At 65.8% G+C, this 16,414-nt stretch carries 13 protein-coding genes; 11 read left to right on the forward strand and 2 right to left on the reverse strand.

The features are described from left to right. Positions 1-2: 2 nt before the first annotated feature. Together BO1_RS11040 and BO1_RS11045 are read left to right on the forward strand one after the other, a co-directional pair. Entirely contained in the window at positions 3-1,430 is a 1,428-nt protein-coding gene (locus tag BO1_RS11040; RefSeq protein WP_028217614.1) for an aspartate aminotransferase family protein, read from the forward strand. 18 nt (positions 1,431-1,448) lie between these two features. Beyond that, positions 1,449-2,726: a M20 family metallopeptidase gene (locus tag BO1_RS11045; RefSeq protein WP_043284473.1), complete on the forward strand. Its 1,278-nt coding sequence runs from the start codon at positions 1,449-1,451 to the stop codon at positions 2,724-2,726. A 22-nt stretch (positions 2,727-2,748) separates the two neighbouring features. On the opposite strand, the gene BO1_RS50560 is transcribed toward BO1_RS11045, so the two are convergent. Both BO1_RS50560 and BO1_RS50565 read right to left on the reverse strand, forming a co-directional pair. Further along, positions 2,749-3,648 carry a PP2C family protein-serine/threonine phosphatase gene (locus tag BO1_RS50560; protein WP_063744677.1) on the reverse strand — a complete coding sequence of 300 codons (900 nt, stop codon included), beginning with the start codon at positions 3,646-3,648 and terminating at the stop codon, positions 2,749-2,751. Between the two features lie 34 nt (positions 3,649-3,682). Continuing rightward, complete coding sequence (locus BO1_RS50565; protein ID WP_245643768.1) at positions 3,683-4,450, reverse strand: hypothetical protein; 768 nt, start codon at positions 4,448-4,450, stop codon at positions 3,683-3,685. 885 nt (positions 4,451-5,335) lie between these two features. Here BO1_RS50565 and tssA point away from each other — a divergent pair. The 9 genes from tssA to tssH all read left to right on the forward strand — a co-directional run bounded on the left by tssA (position 5,336) and on the right by tssH (position 16,338). Beyond that, complete coding sequence (gene tssA / locus BO1_RS11060; RefSeq protein ID WP_028217616.1) at positions 5,336-6,388, forward strand: type VI secretion system protein TssA; 1,053 nt, start codon at positions 5,336-5,338, stop codon at positions 6,386-6,388. A 66-nt stretch (positions 6,389-6,454) separates the two neighbouring features. After that, on the forward strand, positions 6,455-6,955 hold the full coding sequence (tssB, locus tag BO1_RS11065) for a type VI secretion system contractile sheath small subunit (protein WP_028217617.1): 501 nt from the start codon (positions 6,455-6,457) through the stop codon (positions 6,953-6,955). Between the two features lie 48 nt (positions 6,956-7,003). Beyond that, positions 7,004-8,503 carry a type VI secretion system contractile sheath large subunit gene (gene tssC, locus BO1_RS11070; protein WP_028217618.1) on the forward strand — a complete coding sequence of 500 codons (1,500 nt, stop codon included), beginning with the start codon at positions 7,004-7,006 and terminating at the stop codon, positions 8,501-8,503. A gap of 78 nt (positions 8,504-8,581) precedes the next feature. Continuing rightward, positions 8,582-9,070: an Hcp family type VI secretion system effector gene (locus tag BO1_RS11075; protein WP_028217619.1), complete on the forward strand. Its 489-nt coding sequence runs from the start codon at positions 8,582-8,584 to the stop codon at positions 9,068-9,070. A 118-nt stretch (positions 9,071-9,188) separates the two neighbouring features. Next, a complete protein-coding gene (locus BO1_RS11080; protein ID WP_028217620.1) occupies positions 9,189-10,040 on the forward strand; it encodes a type VI secretion system accessory protein TagJ in 852 nt (283 codons plus the stop codon). Then, on the forward strand, positions 10,033-10,545 hold the full coding sequence (tssE, locus tag BO1_RS11085; RefSeq protein WP_028217621.1) for a type VI secretion system baseplate subunit TssE: 513 nt from the start codon (positions 10,033-10,035) through the stop codon (positions 10,543-10,545). The genes BO1_RS11080 and tssE overlap by 8 nt, the downstream gene beginning before the upstream one ends. A gap of 27 nt (positions 10,546-10,572) precedes the next feature. After that, complete coding sequence (gene tssF, locus BO1_RS11090) at positions 10,573-12,450, forward strand: type VI secretion system baseplate subunit TssF (protein WP_028217622.1); 1,878 nt, start codon at positions 10,573-10,575, stop codon at positions 12,448-12,450. After that, positions 12,435-13,598 carry a type VI secretion system baseplate subunit TssG gene (gene tssG, locus BO1_RS50570; protein WP_084687878.1) on the forward strand — a complete coding sequence of 388 codons (1,164 nt, stop codon included), beginning with the start codon at positions 12,435-12,437 and terminating at the stop codon, positions 13,596-13,598. Before tssF ends, tssG begins: the two co-directional genes overlap by 16 nt. A gap of 4 nt (positions 13,599-13,602) precedes the next feature. Beyond that, a complete protein-coding gene (tssH, locus tag BO1_RS11100) occupies positions 13,603-16,338 on the forward strand; it encodes a type VI secretion system ATPase TssH (protein WP_028217623.1) in 2,736 nt (911 codons plus the stop codon). Positions 16,339-16,414: the final 76 nt, after the last annotated feature.

The following is a 16,414-nucleotide window of genomic DNA, read 5'->3' on the forward strand; positions in this document are numbered from 1 at the left end:
TTATGAATCGAATGACTGCGGATTTTGCCCAACTCAACTCGGGCATGGAGAAGGCACGCGTACCGGCTGCCCGCACGACCGCCGAATATCGCGTGCTTGACGCCGCGCACCACATCCATCCGTTCACGGACATGGACTCGCTGAACTTCAAGGGCAGCCGCGTGATTACCGAAGCGCAAGGCGTCTATCTGAAGGACTCGGACGGCAACCGCATTATCGACGGGATGGCGGGGCTATGGTGCGTGAATGTCGGCTATGGGCGCAAGGAGCTGATCGACGCCGCAACCCGGCAGTTGCATGCGCTGCCGTTCTACAACACGTTTTTCCAGTCCACGCATCCGCCGGTGATCGAATTGTCGGCCTTGCTGGCGGAACTGGTGCCCGGCGATTTCAGCCATTTTTTCTATTGCAATAGTGGCTCCGAGGGCAACGATACGGTGCTGCGGATCGTGCATCAATACTGGATCGCGCGCGGCAAGCCGAGCCGGAAATACGTGATCTCGCGCGAGAATGCCTACCACGGCTCGACGATCGCCGGTGCGACGCTGGGGGGCATGGTGGGCATGCACAACCAGATGCTCTCGCGCGTCGAATTCATCGAGTACATCGGCCAGCCCTGCTATTTCGGCGAAGCCGGGGCAGGCATGACGCCGGAGGAATTCGGCCTCCTGCGCGCGCGGGAACTCGAAGCGAAGATTCTCGAGCTCGGTGCGGAAAACGTCGGCGCGTTCATCGGCGAGCCGTTCCAGGGCGCGGGCGGCGTGATCGTGCCGCCATCGACGTATTGGCCGGAGATCGAGCGGATCTGCCGCAAATACGATGTGCTGCTGGTCGCCGACGAAGTGATCGGCGGCTTCGGCCGCACCGGCGAATGGTTCGCGCATCAGCATTTCGGTTTCGAGCCGGATCTCATCACGATGGCGAAAGGGCTGACGAGCGGCTATGTGCCGATGGGCGCGGTTGGCGTGCACGCGCGCATTGCGACGGAGCTCGCAAAGGGCGGCGTCTTCACGCATGGTGTCACGTACTCGGGCCATCCGGTTGCGGCGGCCGTCGCGGTTGCGAACCTTCACGTGTTGCGCGACGAACGGATCATCGAGCGAGTGAAGGCCGATACCGGACCGTACTTTCAGCGCAAACTGCGCGAGGCGCTCGCCGGTCACCCGCTCGTTGGCGAGGTTGCGGGTGTCGGGCTCGTGGCGGGTATTCAGATTGCCGACGCCGCGCGCGGCAAGGCGCTCGATAACGGCTACGAGGCGGCCATCGCTTGCCGCGATGCCTCATACGATCTCAATCTGATCATGCGCCCGACCGGCGACCGGATGACATTGTCGCCGCCGCTGATCGTCTCGCATGGCGAGATCGACGAGATCGTCACGAAGGCGAAGGCTGCCGTCGATGCCGCTGCGCGGCAGTCCGGTTTTGCATAAACGAATGTGAGTAGCGTGATGACCCTCGAATTACATGAACTGGCCAGCGCAGTGCGCGCGCGGCGCGACGCTCACGTGCGCATGCTCTCCGCGCTGGTGGCTTTTCCGTCACTGCTCGGCCAGGAAAGCGACGCGCAGCGCTACATGGCGCGCACCTTCACCGGTATGGGTCTCGAACTCGACGAGTTCGAGATCGACGACGACGCGCTGCGCCAGCATCCCGCGTATGCGCCGTCATTGACGTCCTATGCGGGGCGTCCGAACGTCGTGGGTATCCATCGTCCGCGCAACGGCACGACGGGGCGCTCGCTGATCCTCAACGGCCACATCGACGTGGTGCCGGTCGGCGATGAGCGGCTATGGTCGAGTCCGCCGTTCTCGCCCGTCGTGCGCGATGGGCGGCTATATGGCCGCGGCGCGGCCGATATGAAGGCCGGCATTGTCGCGTACACGCTTGCCATGCGGACTTTGTTCGAGCTGGGCTTCGAGCCGGCCGCGCCGGTGTATCTGCAATCGGTGATCGAGGAGGAGTGCACGGGCAACGGCGCGCTCGGCTGCCTGATGCGCGGCTATCGCGCGGAGGCGGCGATTATCCCGGAGCCCAGCGACACCATCAGAGACGCGCAACTCGGCGTGATGTGGCTCACCTTGCACGTGCAAGGGGTGCCGGCGCACGCGGCGGTGGCGCCCGACGGTTCGAGCGCGATCGACTTCGCGGGTTATCTGGTTGGTGCGATGAAGGGGCTTGCCGAGCAATGGAACGGCAGTGCGTGCCGGCATGCACGTTTCGCCGACCACGCGCATCCGATCAATTTCAATCTTGGCGAGTTGCGCGGCGGCGAATGGCCCTCCTCGGTGCCCACGCAGTGCGAAGCACGCATCCGCGTGAGTTTCTACCCGGGTACGACACCCGAGCAGGCGCTCGCCGAGATTCGCGCGACGCTCGCCGACGCGCATCGCCAGCGTCCAGGCGGCGCACTGTTTAACTGGAGCATCGACAATGCGGGCGGGTTCCGGGCGGAAGGCTTTGTGCTCGATCCCGGCATTCCATTGATCGAGACACTCTCGCTGTGTCATCGCGACGTGCATGGCGTGGCGCCCGAGCGGTTCGCGTTTACCGGCACGACCGACGCGAGGTATTTCAATCTCTACGGCGCGACGCCCGCAGTCTGTTACGGCCCACCGGGTGAGAACATTCACGGCGTGGACGAGTATGTCGCGATCGACGACATGCTCAACGCCACGACAGTGATCGCATGGTTTATTGCGCGCTGGTGTGGATTGAATCGACGCTGAATCGGGCGCGCACTGGCCAGGCTCAACTGCTACGGCTTCGCCTGGCGTCGCGCCCGCCATCGGCGCTCCTCACGGGGCGCATGACGGTCGCTTCATCGTCCGCAGTCCTTATTTCCTTTCTATCGGAGGCCTGTGCGGCCGGCACGTCCCGCGCCGCCTCGCCATCCTCATCGTCGCCCACCCAAACCGCGCTCGCACTGAAGTTGTCGTTACCGGCTTTCGCGTGAGCGCGGACATGCGCGGCCAGCGCCTCCAGCCACGCGCGCGGACTGGCCGCCTGCGCGAGCGCCGCGAGCATGGTGGCTTCCTCGACGTATTCCCAGAAGCCATCGGTGCAGATCAGGAACGCATCGCGCCCGCATAGCCCGAACGTGCCGGGCTGCGCCGCGATGCTCAACCCTTCGAGCGTGCCGAGCGCCGAGAACAGCACGTTGCGGCGCGGATGATGGCGCGCCGCTTCGGCCGTGATGAGCCGCGCGTCCACCATGTCCTGCACCATGCTGTGGTCGCGCGTTTGCGCAACGATCTTGCCCGCACGGAAGCAATAGAGCCGCGTGTCGCCGCAATGCGCCCAGGCGGCGGTGCGCCGCTCGCGGTCGATGGCCAGCAGCGTCGCCGTCGAGCGCATGTCGCGCAGCGCGGGGCCGCCGTGCGACTGCTCCTCGACGATGTTGTCGTTCGCATGGGCGAGCGCGCTGGCGAGGCGTTCGCCCGTGGGCGGCAGTTCGGCCAGCGTGAGATAGCGCAGATCGGCGAGCACGGTGTCGACCACGATGGCCGAGGCGGTGTCGCCGCCGCCGTGGCCGCCCGCGCCGTCGGCAATCACGCAGTAGAAGAGCCGCTCGCTCGACCAGTCGCCGAGCGAGTCCTCGTTGCGCTGCCGCCCGCCCTGATCGGTCAGGCTTGCGAAGGCCAGTTGCACGCGCGCTCCTGTCCTGTTGCGGGCTTCCCTGTGGTCACTCGTGAAGCTCGTGTCCGCTGTCGTGCGTGCACGGCAGCGCGCTCGCGACGCGTGAGCGGCGCTCATGCGGCACGCGAGCCGCCCCATGCGCCAGCTGCGATTGCTCGGCCAGGATGCCGAGCACGGCAAGCAGCGCGAGGCGGTTCTCCACGGCGATTTCGATGCCGAGCGTTTCTTCGATCCAGTGGCCGATGCCGGTGCGCGCGAAGTCGGCGGGCATCGCGCCTTTGCGCAACGTGACGCCCAGCTTGCGCGCGCGATGATGATAGGAGGCAATGCCATAGCGCGCGGCGATCTGCGCGAGCCCGCCTTTCTCGGCGGAAAGCCAGCCGAGCGTGCCGGCGAGCAGCAGCCGTGCGGCTTCGTCGAGGCCGGCGATGAAGCGCACCGCGGACGCTCGCACGTTGTCTTCGTTGAGCCCATGCTGGAACAGCGCGGCGCCCACCGGATCGGGGTGCGTCGCGCTGTGCTCTTCGAGCTCCGCGAGCACATCACCCTCGTCGATCGAGACGTTGCGCCGATGGCTCGCGCTGCGCAGGCAGTCGATCAGGTAGCGGCGGAAATAGCTGCACACCGCGTGGCTATTCGAAGGGGCGCTATGCGCGGGAAAACTCATTAATTCGGCGGCCGGTGTTTCGAGGCGAAAGACTTTGGAGAAGAGGAACTGCGAGATGAGTTCTTCCTTGTCTTCGGCCAGCGCCTGCAGCTCGAACGGGTGATAGCCCGTGAGCGCGCGCCGCACGATGATATAGAGCGAAGCCATTTCGGCGCGGTTCAGCGCCGTGCGCCGCTGCCAGAGATCGGGCAGCGTGCATGGACTCTCCGGGCCTTCTACGAGCGCTGCGCTTTCGATGTTCGACACGTTTTCCCCTCGCATCGCGTTTGAGCTGGCTTCGCATGACGCTCGTGCGTCCTGGATGAATCGTGTGATTGGCCGCACGGCTTTGACGTCGAGTCTATTAGGTGGTCGTGCGTCTGACAAGCTTGAAAAATGTGGCAATTATGTGTTTTAAAACATCTTACTTTGTTCAAATAAAAATGGTAAAGGCGCATTCCAGGGTTTACGTGGCATTTATTGATAGACCGGACTCGAAGTGGTAAATAGGCATGTGAGTTAGCGAACATGATGCGCACGGATAAACGATCGTTCGGTCGGTAAGGTTAGCGAACTTTGGGCGCCATGGCCACGCGCATAGAAGTCTGAAGATTTACTTTCCTAGCCATGCGGCATGATGGTTAACCCTTGGAAAACAAGGGCTAAACGGCTTGAGTGGGAGCGATTCCATCGCGGGGCGGCGCACGCGGATTGCGCGCTCAGCGAGGCGGAGCAAGGCTGAGCGGCCAGGTGCGCCGCCTGCATGCATAACGGAACAAATACTTAATCGTCGGTAAATTAAATGCGTGGCGAATTTCCGGAAATTCGGGTACGGTGCTTGCACCGCAGGTGCGCTTTTCTTTTGTACTTGTCGTGCTATTCTGATAGCGACTCGTTAAGCTGCACGACCGCCCTTGCTTACGAATTTGTCTCGGTTGGATCAAGCAATATCAGAAACAGGCTCAGTTCGGCGCCACAAAACTGCTATCCGCCTTAATGCGCTTGCCTGGGCGACACCCAGAACATAACCCGTTCCACACGGACCACTGGACCATGGCCATGCTAGATGCCGGGGCGCTGCTCGCGGAAGTGTCGTCGGCGCTGCCTTGCGGGGAAGATGTCGAGTACGACCCGGCGTTTCTCGAGCTCGAGCGCGTCGTGCATGGCAAACCCGACGTGCAGTACGGCAATACCGTGGTGGAGGCGGTGCCCCCCGACTGGAAGGAGGCGCAGGCGCTCGCGCTTGCTCTATTGGAGAAGAGCCGCGATCTGCGTGTGACAGCGTATCTTTCGCGTGCGCTGCTCAATCGGGCGGGCTTCGGCGGCTTTGCCGAGGGGCTCGACCTGATCGCCTGCATGCTCGAACAGCGCTGGGCGCATCTGTATCCGCAGCTCGATCCCGACGACGACAACGATCCCACCGCGCGCGTGAACGCGCTCGCGAGCCTCGTTGATGCCGCCACCACCCTGGCCGAGGTGCGCGAAGCGCCGCTCGCGATCTCGCGGGCTCACGGCCAGGTCACCTTGCGCGACGTCGAATACGCGAGCGGCGAGATTGCCGTGCCCGCGGGCGTGAGCGCGCCCTCGCTGAGCTCGATCGACCTCGCGGTGGGCGACGCGGGCGAGAGCGCACGCGAGTCGCTCGACGCCTTGCGGCGGGCCGTCGAGGCCGCAATGCGCATCGAGACGGTGCTCATGACCCACGTTGGCGCTTCGCGTGCGATCGATCTCGATCCGCTCACGCGGCTCTTGCGTCACGCGGCGGCATTCCTTGGCGAGCGCGTGGCCGATGAGGCGGCGCAATCCGCGCCTGCGGCCGAAGTCGCTGGAGACGTTGAAGGCGCCGCGCAAGAGGCAGTCGCGGTGGCAAGCGCCGCCGCGCCGGCCCGGCCGCCGGGCGAGATCACGACCCGCGAGGACGTGCAGCGCGCCATCGACCGGATCTGCAAGTACTACGAAACGTATGAGCCGGGGAGCCCGGTGCCGATGCTGCTCAAGCGGGCACGGCGGCTCGTCGACAAGAGCTTCATGGAGATCCTCGAGGATCTCGCCCCCGATGGGGTTGCGCAGGCACGCCACATCGGCGGCGTCCAGAACGAGGAGTGATTCAGCAACGCCGCCACACGTCGCGCCCAGGTGCGCGCCGCCGCGGCATCGACGAGGGGAAAGGCCGTGGCTAAAGAGAGCAGCCAGAAGTTCATCGCGCGCAACCGGGCGCCGCGCGTGCAGATCGAATATGACGTAGAGGTGTACGGCTCGGAGAAGAAGATCAACCTGCCGTTCGTGATGGGCGTCATGGCCGATCTGTCCGGTCAGCCCGCCGAGCCGCTCGCGCCGGTCGCCGACCGCAAGTTCCTCGAGATCGACGTCGACAACTTCGACGAGCGCCTGAAGTCGATGAAGCCGCGCGTGGCCGTGCAGGTGCCCAACGTGCTCACGGGCGAGGGCAATCTCGCGGTGGAGATGACCTTCGAGAGCATGGACGACTTTTCGCCGGCCGCCGTCGCGCGCAAGGTGGATTCGCTCGCGAAGCTGCTGGAGGCGCGCGGTCAACTGCAGAATCTCTTGACCTATATGGACGGCAAGACGGGCGCCGAAGATCTGATCCAGAAGCTCTTGAGCGATCCGGCACTGCTGCAGGCACTGGCCTCCGCGCCAAAGCCACAGGAATGAGCGTTGTGTTCGTCTATTCGTTAATCGTTTATCGAGGGGGAGTCTGACATGGCCGAACCCAGCAGTCAGCAGCAGGAAGCCCAGCAGGGCGGCGCGACACTGGAAGCAAGCGAGTTCGCGAGCCTGCTGGAAAAGGAATTCAAGCCGCGCAGCGACAAGGCGAAGGAGGCCGTCGAGACGGCTGTGCGCACGCTGGCCGAGCAGGCCTTGCGCGACACCACTGTGGTGTCGGGCGACGTGCTCGCGACCATCGAGTCGCTGATCGCGCAGATCGACCAGAAGCTCACCGACCAGGTGAACCAGATCATCCATTCCGAGGCGTTTCAGAAGGTGGAGAGCGCGTGGCGCGGGCTGCACTATCTGGTGAACAACACCGAGACCGACGAGACGCTCAAGATCCGCGTGATGAACATCTCGAAGAACGAGCTGAACAAAACGCTCAAGAAATACAAGGGCACGGCGTGGGATCAGAGCCCGATCTTCAAGCGGCTCTATGAAGAGGAGTACGGCCAGTTCGGCGGCGAACCCTATGGTGCGCTGGTGGCCGACTATTACTTCGACAACAGCGGCCCGGACGTGGACCTGCTCACGCAGATCGCCAAGGTGGCAGCCGCCGCGCACGCCCCCTTCATTGCGGGCGCGGACCCGTCGGTCATGCTGATGGATTCGTGGCAGGAGCTCGCCAATCCGCGCGATCTCACGAAGATCTTCCAGACGCCCGAACATGCCGCCTGGCGCTCGCTGCGCGAATCGGAAGACTCGCGCTACATCGGTCTGGCCATGCCGCGCTTCCTCGCGCGCGCGCCGTACGGCGCAAAGACCAACCCGGTGGACGAGTTCGCCTTCGAGGAGGACACCGCGGGCGCGGACAGCAAGAAATATGCATGGGCCAACGCGGCCTACGCCATGGCGACCAACATCAACCGCTCGTTCAAGCAATACGGCTGGTGCTCGCGCATTCGCGGCATCGAGTCGGGCGGCGCGGTCGAGAACCTGCCGGTGCATTCGTTCCCCACCGATGACGGCGGCGTGGACATGAAGTGCCCGACCGAGATCGCCATCAGCGACCGGCGCGAGGCGGAGCTGGCGAAGAACGGCTTCATGCCGCTCGTGCACAAGAAGAACTCCGACTTCGCGGCGTTCATCGGCGCGCAGTCGCTGCACAAGCCCGCCGAATACGAAGATCCCGACGCCACCGCGAACGCGAATCTCGCGGCGCGCCTGCCGTATCTGTTCGCGTGCAGCCGCTTTGCGCACTACCTCAAGTGCATCGTGCGCGACAAGATCGGCAGCTTCAAGGAAAAGGATGACATGCAGCGCTGGCTGCAGAACTGGATTCTGCAATACGTGGACGGCGACCCCGCGCATTCGAGCGAGGAAACGAAGTCGCGCCGCCCGCTTGCTGCAGCCGAAGTCGTGATCGAGGAAGTCGAGGGCAATCCAGGCTATTACACGTCCAAGTTCTTCCTGCGTCCGCATTACCAGCTCGAGGGCCTTACGGTGTCGTTGCGGCTGGTGTCCAAGTTGCCGTCCGCCAAGGCGGCATAACCTGAGTGAATGCAAAACCCGCGCGTACCGGCGCAAATCAACGCGAACTGACGCGAACCCTCAAAGTGGAGAACAGACATGGCCGTTGATATTTTCATCAAGATCGGCGACGTGAAGGGCGAGTCGCAGGACAAGTCGCACAAGGAAGAAATCGATGTGCTGGCATGGAGCTGGGGCATGTCGCAAAGCGGCACGATGCACATGGGCACGGGCGGCGGCGCGGGCAAGGTGAACGTGCAGGATCTGTCCTTCACCAAGTATGTCGACAAATCCACGCCGGTGCTGATGGGTGCGTGCGCGAAGGGCAGCCACTATGACACCGCGATACTCACGGTGCGCAAGGCGGGCGGCGACAATCCGCTCGAGTACTTCAAGATCACGTTCTCGGGCGTGCTGATTTCGTCGATCAGCGAAGGCGGCTCGGGCGGCGAGGATCGCTTCACGGAGAACATCACGATCAACTTCGAGAAGTACCACGTGGAATACCAGCCGCAGAGCGCCAAGGGCGAGAAGGAAGGCGGCGTGGTCGAGACCAAGTGGGACATTGCGAAGAACGTTGCGGAGTAAGCAGTCGAGTACGGCGGCGCGCGCGAAAGGGGATTCGCGCCGCCGCCGGGCATGTCCGATCCGATCGACGCCCGATCGACGCCCGTAGTCCTTGCTGGCTTGACGGAGCAAATCGACAATGACAGCAGAAGAGAGCTTGCGCGCCGGCGACCTCGACGCGTGCCTGAAGCAATTGCAGAACCAGGTGCGTGCAGACCCGGCCAACGCGTCGTACCGCGTGTTCCTGTTTCAGCTACTTGCCGTGCAGGGCGCGTGGGAGCGCGCGCTCACACAGCTCAACGTGGTGGGCGATCTCGACGCCGCCGCGCTGCCGATGGTGCAGCTCTATCGCGACGCGCTCCAATGCGAGGCGCTGCGCGAAGACGTCTTCACGGGGCGGCGCGCGCCGCTCATTTTCGGCGAGCCGACTGCCTGGCTCGCACTCCTGATCGAAGCGCTGCGCCTCGACGGCGCGGGCGACTTCAAGGCAGCGGCCGCATGCCGCGCCAATGCGCTGGAGAGCGCGCTGCCCACGGCGGGCACGCTCAACGGCGAGCCCTTTGCGTGGATCGCCGATACCGACTCGCGCCTCGGTCCCACGCTCGAAGTGATCCTCAACGGCCGCTATTACTGGGTGCCGTTCGAGCGCATCCACCGCATCGAGCTCGAGGCGCCGGACGACCTGCGCGACCGTGTGTGGATGCCGGCGGTCTTTACGTGGGCCAACGAGGGCCAGGCGGCGGGGCTCATTCCCGTGCGCTATCCGGGCACGCTGGCCGCCAACGCGGCGAGCGGCCAGACCGACAACGCGCTGGCGCTCGCGCGCGCGACCGAGTGGGAAGAGGCCGGCGGCGGCGAATTCGACGAGGCGCACCCGGTCGGGCAGCGCATGTTCACGACCGACGAAAACGACTACGCGCTCTTCGACGTGCGCACGCTCGTGCTCGATGCCGAGGCGCCCGCGGGCGGCGGTGCGCAAGACCATGGCTGAGCCGACGGGCCGCGACCGCCTGCAGCCCGCGTTGCTCGACCGGCTGACCGATCTCGAGCCCGGCACCAAGGTCGAGAGCCGCGAGCGCCGCGTGCTCTCGATGCGGGCGCTGCGCCAGGGCGTGCAGCGCGATCTCGCGTGGCTGCTCAACGCCAGCGGGCTGGGCTCCGTTCAGGACCTGTCCGCGTGGCCGCTCGTCGAGCGCTCGGTGGTCAACTTCGGCTTCCCCGACATTGCGGGCAAGACCGCGTCGAGCATGAACCTCGCGCGCCTCGAGCGGCAGATACGCGACGTGATCGTGGCGTTCGAGCCGCGCATCCTGCGCGATACGGTGAAGGTGACGGCGGTGTTGCAGGAGGAAACGACGGGCCATCACAACACGGTCGTGTTCGCGATCGAAGGGGACTTGTGGGCGCAGCCGTATCCGGAGCGGCTCTACTTTCGCACCGAGCTCGACCTCGAAGGCGGCGAAGTGCGCGTGATCGACCAGGGCGCGGCGCGCTGAAGACGAGCCAGAGACAAAGAAGCGACGATGAATCCCGACCTGATCCGCTATTACAACCAGGAGCTCGCGCATCTGCGCGAGATGGGCAGCGAATTCGCGCGCGAGTTTCCGAAGGTGGCGGGGCGCCTTGGCCTCGAAGGGCTCGATTGCGCCGACCCCTATGTCGAGCGCCTGCTCGAAGGCTTCAGCTTTCTCGCGGCGCGCGTGCAGTTGAAGATCGACGCCGAGTTTCCGCGCTTCACGCAGCATCTCGCGGAACTCGTCTATCCGCATTACCTCGCGCCCACGCCCTCGATGGCGGTCGTGCACATGCAGCCCGATCTCGCGCATCCGGCGCTCGCGGCCGGCGTGAGCGTGCCGCGCGGCAGCGCGCTGCACGCGGTGCTCGACAAGAACGGCTCGACGCGCTGCGAATACCGCACGGCGCATGCGCTCACGCTCTGGCCCGTGGAGATCGCGGAGGCCCGGTTCTTCACGCATACCGGCGCGCTGGGCGGCGCGGACATGGCGCTGCCGCCTGGGGTGAAGGCCGGCGTGCGTCTGCGCCTGCGCACGACGGGCGGCGTGAAGTTCAGCCAGCTCGCGCTCGATACGCTTACGCTTTATTTGCGCGGCGCGGACTCGCTGCCGGCGCGGCTTTACGAACGCCTGCTCGCCTCGTGCGTGGGCGTGGCGGTGCTGCCGGTCGCGCGGCCCGCGCCGTGGCACCGGCTGTTGCCGAAGAGCGCCGTCAAGCCTGTCGGCTTCGACGACGACGAAGCGCTCCTGCCGGTGAGCCGCCAGTCGTTTCAGGGCTTTCGCCTGTTGCAGGAATATTTCGCGTTCCCGCAGCGCTTTCTCTTCGTCGCCATCGACGGCTTGCAGGGCGCGCTGCGCGCCTGCGCCGAAAACGAGGTGGAAGTGATCGTGCTGCTCGACCGCGCGGACCCGCTGCTCGAGCAGACGCTCGACGCCAGCCACTTCGCGCTCCATTGCACGCCCGCGATCAACCTGTTCGCGCGCCGCGCCGACCGCATCGCCTTCGACCCCGCGCAATTCGAGTATCAGGTGATTGCGGACCGCACGCGGCCGCTCGACTTCGAGATCTACCGCATCGAGGAAGTGACGGGCTATGGCGCGGGCTCGAACGAGGAGCAGCGCTTCGAGCCGTTCTATCACGCGCGCGATCTTTCCGCGGGCGAGCAGGCGAGCGCGTACTACCAGGTGCGCCGCGAGCGGCGGCTGCAGTCCTCGCGCGCGCGCGAGCGCGGCCAGCGCACGAGCTACCTCGGCAGCGAAACCTTCATTGCCCTCGTGGACGCGGCCAACGCGCCGTATCGCGCGGACTTGCGGCAGCTCGGCCTCAAGGTGCTCTGCACCAACCGCGACTTGCCGCTCACGCTTTCCACGGGCACCGGCGCGTCGGATTTCACGCTGGGCGTGGAAGCGCCCGTTGAGAGCGTGCGCTGCGTGAGCGGGCCGAGCCGGCCCTTGCCGTCGTTCGCGCACGGCGCGGTGGCATGGCGGCTCCTGAGCCATCTTTCGTTGAACTACAGTTCGCTGATCGACTCGGACGCAGCCACGGGCGCGCGGGCGTTGCGCGATTTGCTGAGCCTCTATTGCCCGGTGGACGATCCCGCGGCGCAGCGCCAGATCGAGGGCGTGCGCTCGGTCGAGGCCAAGCCCGTCACGCGGCGGCTGCCCGTGCCGGGGCCGATCGTGTTCGGGCGCGGCCAGCAGGTGAGCGTGACGTTCGACGAGACGGCCTTCGAAGGCTCCGGTGCGTTCGTGCTGGGCGCCGTGCTGGCGCGCTATTTTTCACTGTACGTCTCGTTGAATTCGTTCACCGAGACCGTGGTGCGCACGACGGCGCGCGGCGATATCATGCGCTGGCCAGCGAGGGCGGGACAATGCTGGACCATCTGACCGTGCTGCGGCTGCTCGAAGACGAGGCGTACCGCTTCGACTTCTTCCAGGCGGTGCGCCTGATCGAAAACGCGTGGCCCGAGCGGCCGCGCGTGGGCGAGTCGCTGCGCCCGCGCGACGACGCCGTGCGTTTCACGCAACGCCCCGAGCTCGTGTTCCACCCCACGACACTGGCTGCCTTTTCGCAGCATGGCGAGGGCAGGGCGCCGCGCCTCGCCGTGAACTTCTTTGGCCTGCTCGGGCCGCATGGCGCGCTGCCCACGCATTTGACCGAATATATCCGCGACCGCGAGCGCAATGCCGACGACCCCACCTTCGCGCGCTTTCTCGACTTGTTCCAGCACCGTATGGTGAGCCTGTTCTATCGGGCATGGGCCAATGCACAGCCCGCAGTGAGCCTCGAGCGGCCGGGGCGCGACCGTTTCGCGGTGTATGTGGGCGCGACCTTCGGCATGGGCGAAACGGCGCTGCGCGAGCGCGATGCCGTGCCCGATTTCGCGAAGCTGCATTTCGCGGGGTTGCTGGGTGCGCCCACGCGTTCGGCATCGGGGCTCGCGCTGATCCTCACGCGCTTTTTCCGGCTGCCCGTATCGATCGAGCAGTGGGTGGGCCACTGGATGCCGCTGCCGGCCGAGTCGCGCACGCGCATGGGCGCGCGCGACGGCTCTTCGGCGCTTGGTGTCTCCACGCTGCTGGGCGCGCGCGTATGGGATTGCCAGCACAAGTTCCGCGTCGTGATCGGGCCGCTGTCGCTCGCCGACTACGAACGCTTCCTGCCCGGCGGCGAGAGCCTCAAGCGGCTGGTCGACTGGGTGCGCAACTACGTGCGCGACGGGCTCGACTGGGACGTGAACCTGCAACTGCGCGAGGCCGAGGTGCCGCGCCTGAAGCTCGGCGCGCATGCGCGGCTCGGGCTCACGAGCTGGGTGCTCAGCGGCGCGGCGCAAGGCGACCAGCGGCAGTTGAAGCTCAATCCCGCGAGCGGCACCGCTGCGCGCACGCGGACCGGTGCGGCGCACGAAGGGACCGCGGCAGGGACGCAAGCACAAATGCAGACACAAACGCAGGAGCCGATGCGCGAGCCGCCACAGGACGACGCGCAAGGCGCGGTAGAACACGCAGCGCTCGACATTCACCCGGGAGAATGAAGACATGGCCGAAATCAAGCGTGCAGCGCTCTTTGGCAAGCTCAACCAGCTAGGCTTTCGCGCGCTCGAAAGCGCGAACATGTTTTGCCGTCTGCGCGGCAACCCCTATATCGAACTGGTGCACTGGTTCCATCAGATCCTGCAGCTGCAGGACTCGGACCTGCACCGGCTCGTGCGCCACTACGGGATCGACCCGGCGCGGCTCGCGGGCGATCTCACCGCGGCGCTCGACCGGCTGCCGCGCGGCGCTTCGTCGGTCACGGACATCTCCTCGCAGGTGGAGGAGGCCGTCGAGCGCGGCTGGGTGTTCGGCTCGCTGATGTTCGGCGAGTCGCAGGTGCGCACCGGCCATCTGATCGTCGGACTCCTGAAGACCCCCTCGCTGCGCAATACGCTCTACGGCATCTCGCGACAGTTCGAGCAGATCAAGCTCGATGCGCTGTGCGAAGAGTTCGACCGCCTGCTGCGCGATTCGCCCGAAGCGGCAATGGGCGCGAGCGACGGCTTCCAGGCGAACGCGGGCGCCGGTGCAGACGGCGACGCCGCCGGCATGCCGCCCGCTGCGATGGGCAAGCAGGAGGCGCTGCGCCGCTTCACCACCGATCTCACCGAGCAGGCGCGCAGCGGCAAGCTCGATCCCATCGTGGGCCGCGACGAGGAAATCCGCCAGGTGGTGGACATTCTGATGCGGCGGCGCCAGAACAACCCGATCCTCACGGGTGAGGCCGGCGTCGGCAAGACCGCGGTGGTGGAGGGCTTCGCGCAGCGCATCGTGGCGGGCGACGTGCCGCCCTCGCTGCGCGACGTCGAGCTGCGGACACTCGACGTGGGCCTCCTGCAGGCCGGCGCGAGCATGAAGGGCGAATTCGAGAACCGGCTGCGCCAGGTGATCGAAGAAGTTCAGGCCTCCGAAAAGCCCGTGATTCTCTTTATCGACGAAGCCCATACGCTGGTGGGCGCGGGCGGCGCGGCGGGCACCGGCGATGCCGCCAACCTGCTCAAGCCCGCGCTCGCGCGCGGCACGCTGCGCACCGTGGCGGCCACGACCTGGGCCGAGTACAAGAAGCACATCGAGAAGGACCCCGCGCTCACGCGGCGCTTCCAGGTCGTGCAGGTGGGCGAGCCGGACGAAGAGAAGGCCATCCGCATGATGCGCGGCGTGGCCTCGACGATGGAGCAGCACCACAAGGTGCAGGTGCTCGACGAGGCGCTCGAGGCGGCGGTGCGGCTCTCACACCGCTATATACCGGCGCGCCAACTGCCCGACAAGTCGGTGAGTCTGCTCGATACGGCGTGCGCGCGCGTGGCCGTGAGCCAGCATGCCACGCCGCCCTCGGTGGACGACGCGCGCAAGCGCATCGCCGCGCTCGAAACGGAGCTCGAGATCATCGGCCGCGAGAAGGCGGTGGGCATCGAGACGCGCGAGCGTGAAACGTCGGCCAGCGAAAAGCTCGCGGTGGAGCGCGAACGGCTCGCGCAACTCGAAGCGCGCTGGGAGACCGAGAAGGGGCTGGTCGAGCGCATTCTCGCGTTGCGCGCCCAGCTGCGCGAGCGCACGGGCAAGGTGGAAGGCGGAACAGGCACATCGGGCACATCGGGCGAGGGCGCGGCGCAAGCCGTCAATGCCACTAACGACACGGCGCCGATCGATGCCGAAGCGCTGCGCGCCGAGCTGCGCGAATTGCAGGGGCAGCTCGCGAGCCATCAGGGCGAGGAGCCGCTGATCCTGCCCACCGTGGACCGCCAGGCCGTGGCTTCGGTCGTGCAGGACTGGACTGGCATTCCAGTAGGCCGCATGGTGCGCAACGAGATCGAGAACGTCCTGAAGCTGGCCGAAAATCTGAACAAGCGCATCATCGGCCAGGGCCACGCCACCGAGATGATCGCGCGGCGCATCCAGACCTCGCGCGCGGGCCTCGACAATCCGAACAAGCCGATTGGCGTGTTCATGCTCGCGGGCACCTCGGGCGTGGGCAAGACCGAGACGGCGCTGGCGCTCGCCGAAGTGCTTTACGGCGGCGAGCAGAACGTCATCACGATCAACATGAGCGAGTACCAGGAGGCGCACACGGTGTCCTCGCTCAAGGGTGCGCCCCCGGGCTACGTGGGCTACGGCGAGGGCGGCGTGCTCACCGAGGCCGTGCGGCGGCGCCCCTATAGCGTGGTGCTGCTCGACGAGGTGGAGAAGGCGCACCCCGACGTGCATGAGATCTTCTTCCAGGTGTTCGACAAGGGCTGGATGGAGGACGGCGAGGGCCGCGTGATCGACTTCAAGAACACGCTGATCCTGCTCACCACCAACGCTGGCACCGACCTCATCACGAATCTTTGCAAGGATCCCGAACTGATGCCCGATCCCGAGGGCATCGCGAAGGCGCTGCGCGAGCCCTTGCTCAAGGTGTTTCCGCCCGCGCTGCTCGGGCGCGTGGTGACGATCCCGTACTACCCGCTCTCCGACGAAATGCTGGGCGCGATCATCCGACTGCAGCTCTCGCGCATCGAGAAGCGGCTGCGCGTCTCGCACAAGGTGCCGTTCCTCTACGACGACGAGGTGGTCAAGCTGATCGCGAGCCGCTGCACGGAGCTGGAGAGCGGCGGGCGCATGATCGATGCGATTCTGACCAACACCTTGCTGCCGCGCGTCTCCACGGAGTTCCTCACGCGCATGATGAACGGCGGCAGTGTGACGAAGGTGCAGGTGGGCGCGCGCGACGGCGAGTTCGTCTATACGTTTGATTGAGCGTTCGAGTGGGCAGCGCGCGATCCAGCGTGATCCGGCGCGCGCAAGAGCGCAAAAGAGAACAGGGGAGAAAGAC

It is taken from the genome of Paraburkholderia oxyphila NBRC 105797 (genome assembly GCF_000685075.1).
GTDB lineage: Bacteria > Pseudomonadota > Gammaproteobacteria > Burkholderiales > Burkholderiaceae > Paraburkholderia > Paraburkholderia oxyphila.

Coding starts and splice junctions, on each gene's coding strand:
- BO1_RS11040 (WP_028217614.1), top strand. CDS start 3: ATGAATCGAATGACTGCGGATTTTGCCCAACTCAACTCGGGCATGGAG.
- BO1_RS11045 (WP_043284473.1), top strand. CDS start 1,449: ATGACCCTCGAATTACATGAACTGGCCAGCGCAGTGCGCGCGCGGCGC.
- BO1_RS50565 (WP_245643768.1), bottom strand. CDS start 4,450: ATGGCTTCGCTCTATATCATCGTGCGGCGCGCGCTCACGGGCTATCAC.
- tssA (WP_028217616.1), top strand. CDS start 5,336: ATGGCCATGCTAGATGCCGGGGCGCTGCTCGCGGAAGTGTCGTCGGCG.
- tssC (WP_028217618.1), top strand. CDS start 7,004: ATGGCCGAACCCAGCAGTCAGCAGCAGGAAGCCCAGCAGGGCGGCGCG.
- BO1_RS11075 (WP_028217619.1), top strand. CDS start 8,582: ATGGCCGTTGATATTTTCATCAAGATCGGCGACGTGAAGGGCGAGTCG.
- BO1_RS11080 (WP_028217620.1), top strand. CDS start 9,189: ATGACAGCAGAAGAGAGCTTGCGCGCCGGCGACCTCGACGCGTGCCTG.
- tssE (WP_028217621.1), top strand. CDS start 10,033: ATGGCTGAGCCGACGGGCCGCGACCGCCTGCAGCCCGCGTTGCTCGAC.
- tssF (WP_028217622.1), top strand. CDS start 10,573: ATGAATCCCGACCTGATCCGCTATTACAACCAGGAGCTCGCGCATCTG.
- tssG (WP_084687878.1), top strand. CDS start 12,435: ATGCTGGACCATCTGACCGTGCTGCGGCTGCTCGAAGACGAGGCGTAC.
- tssH (WP_028217623.1), top strand. CDS start 13,603: ATGGCCGAAATCAAGCGTGCAGCGCTCTTTGGCAAGCTCAACCAGCTA.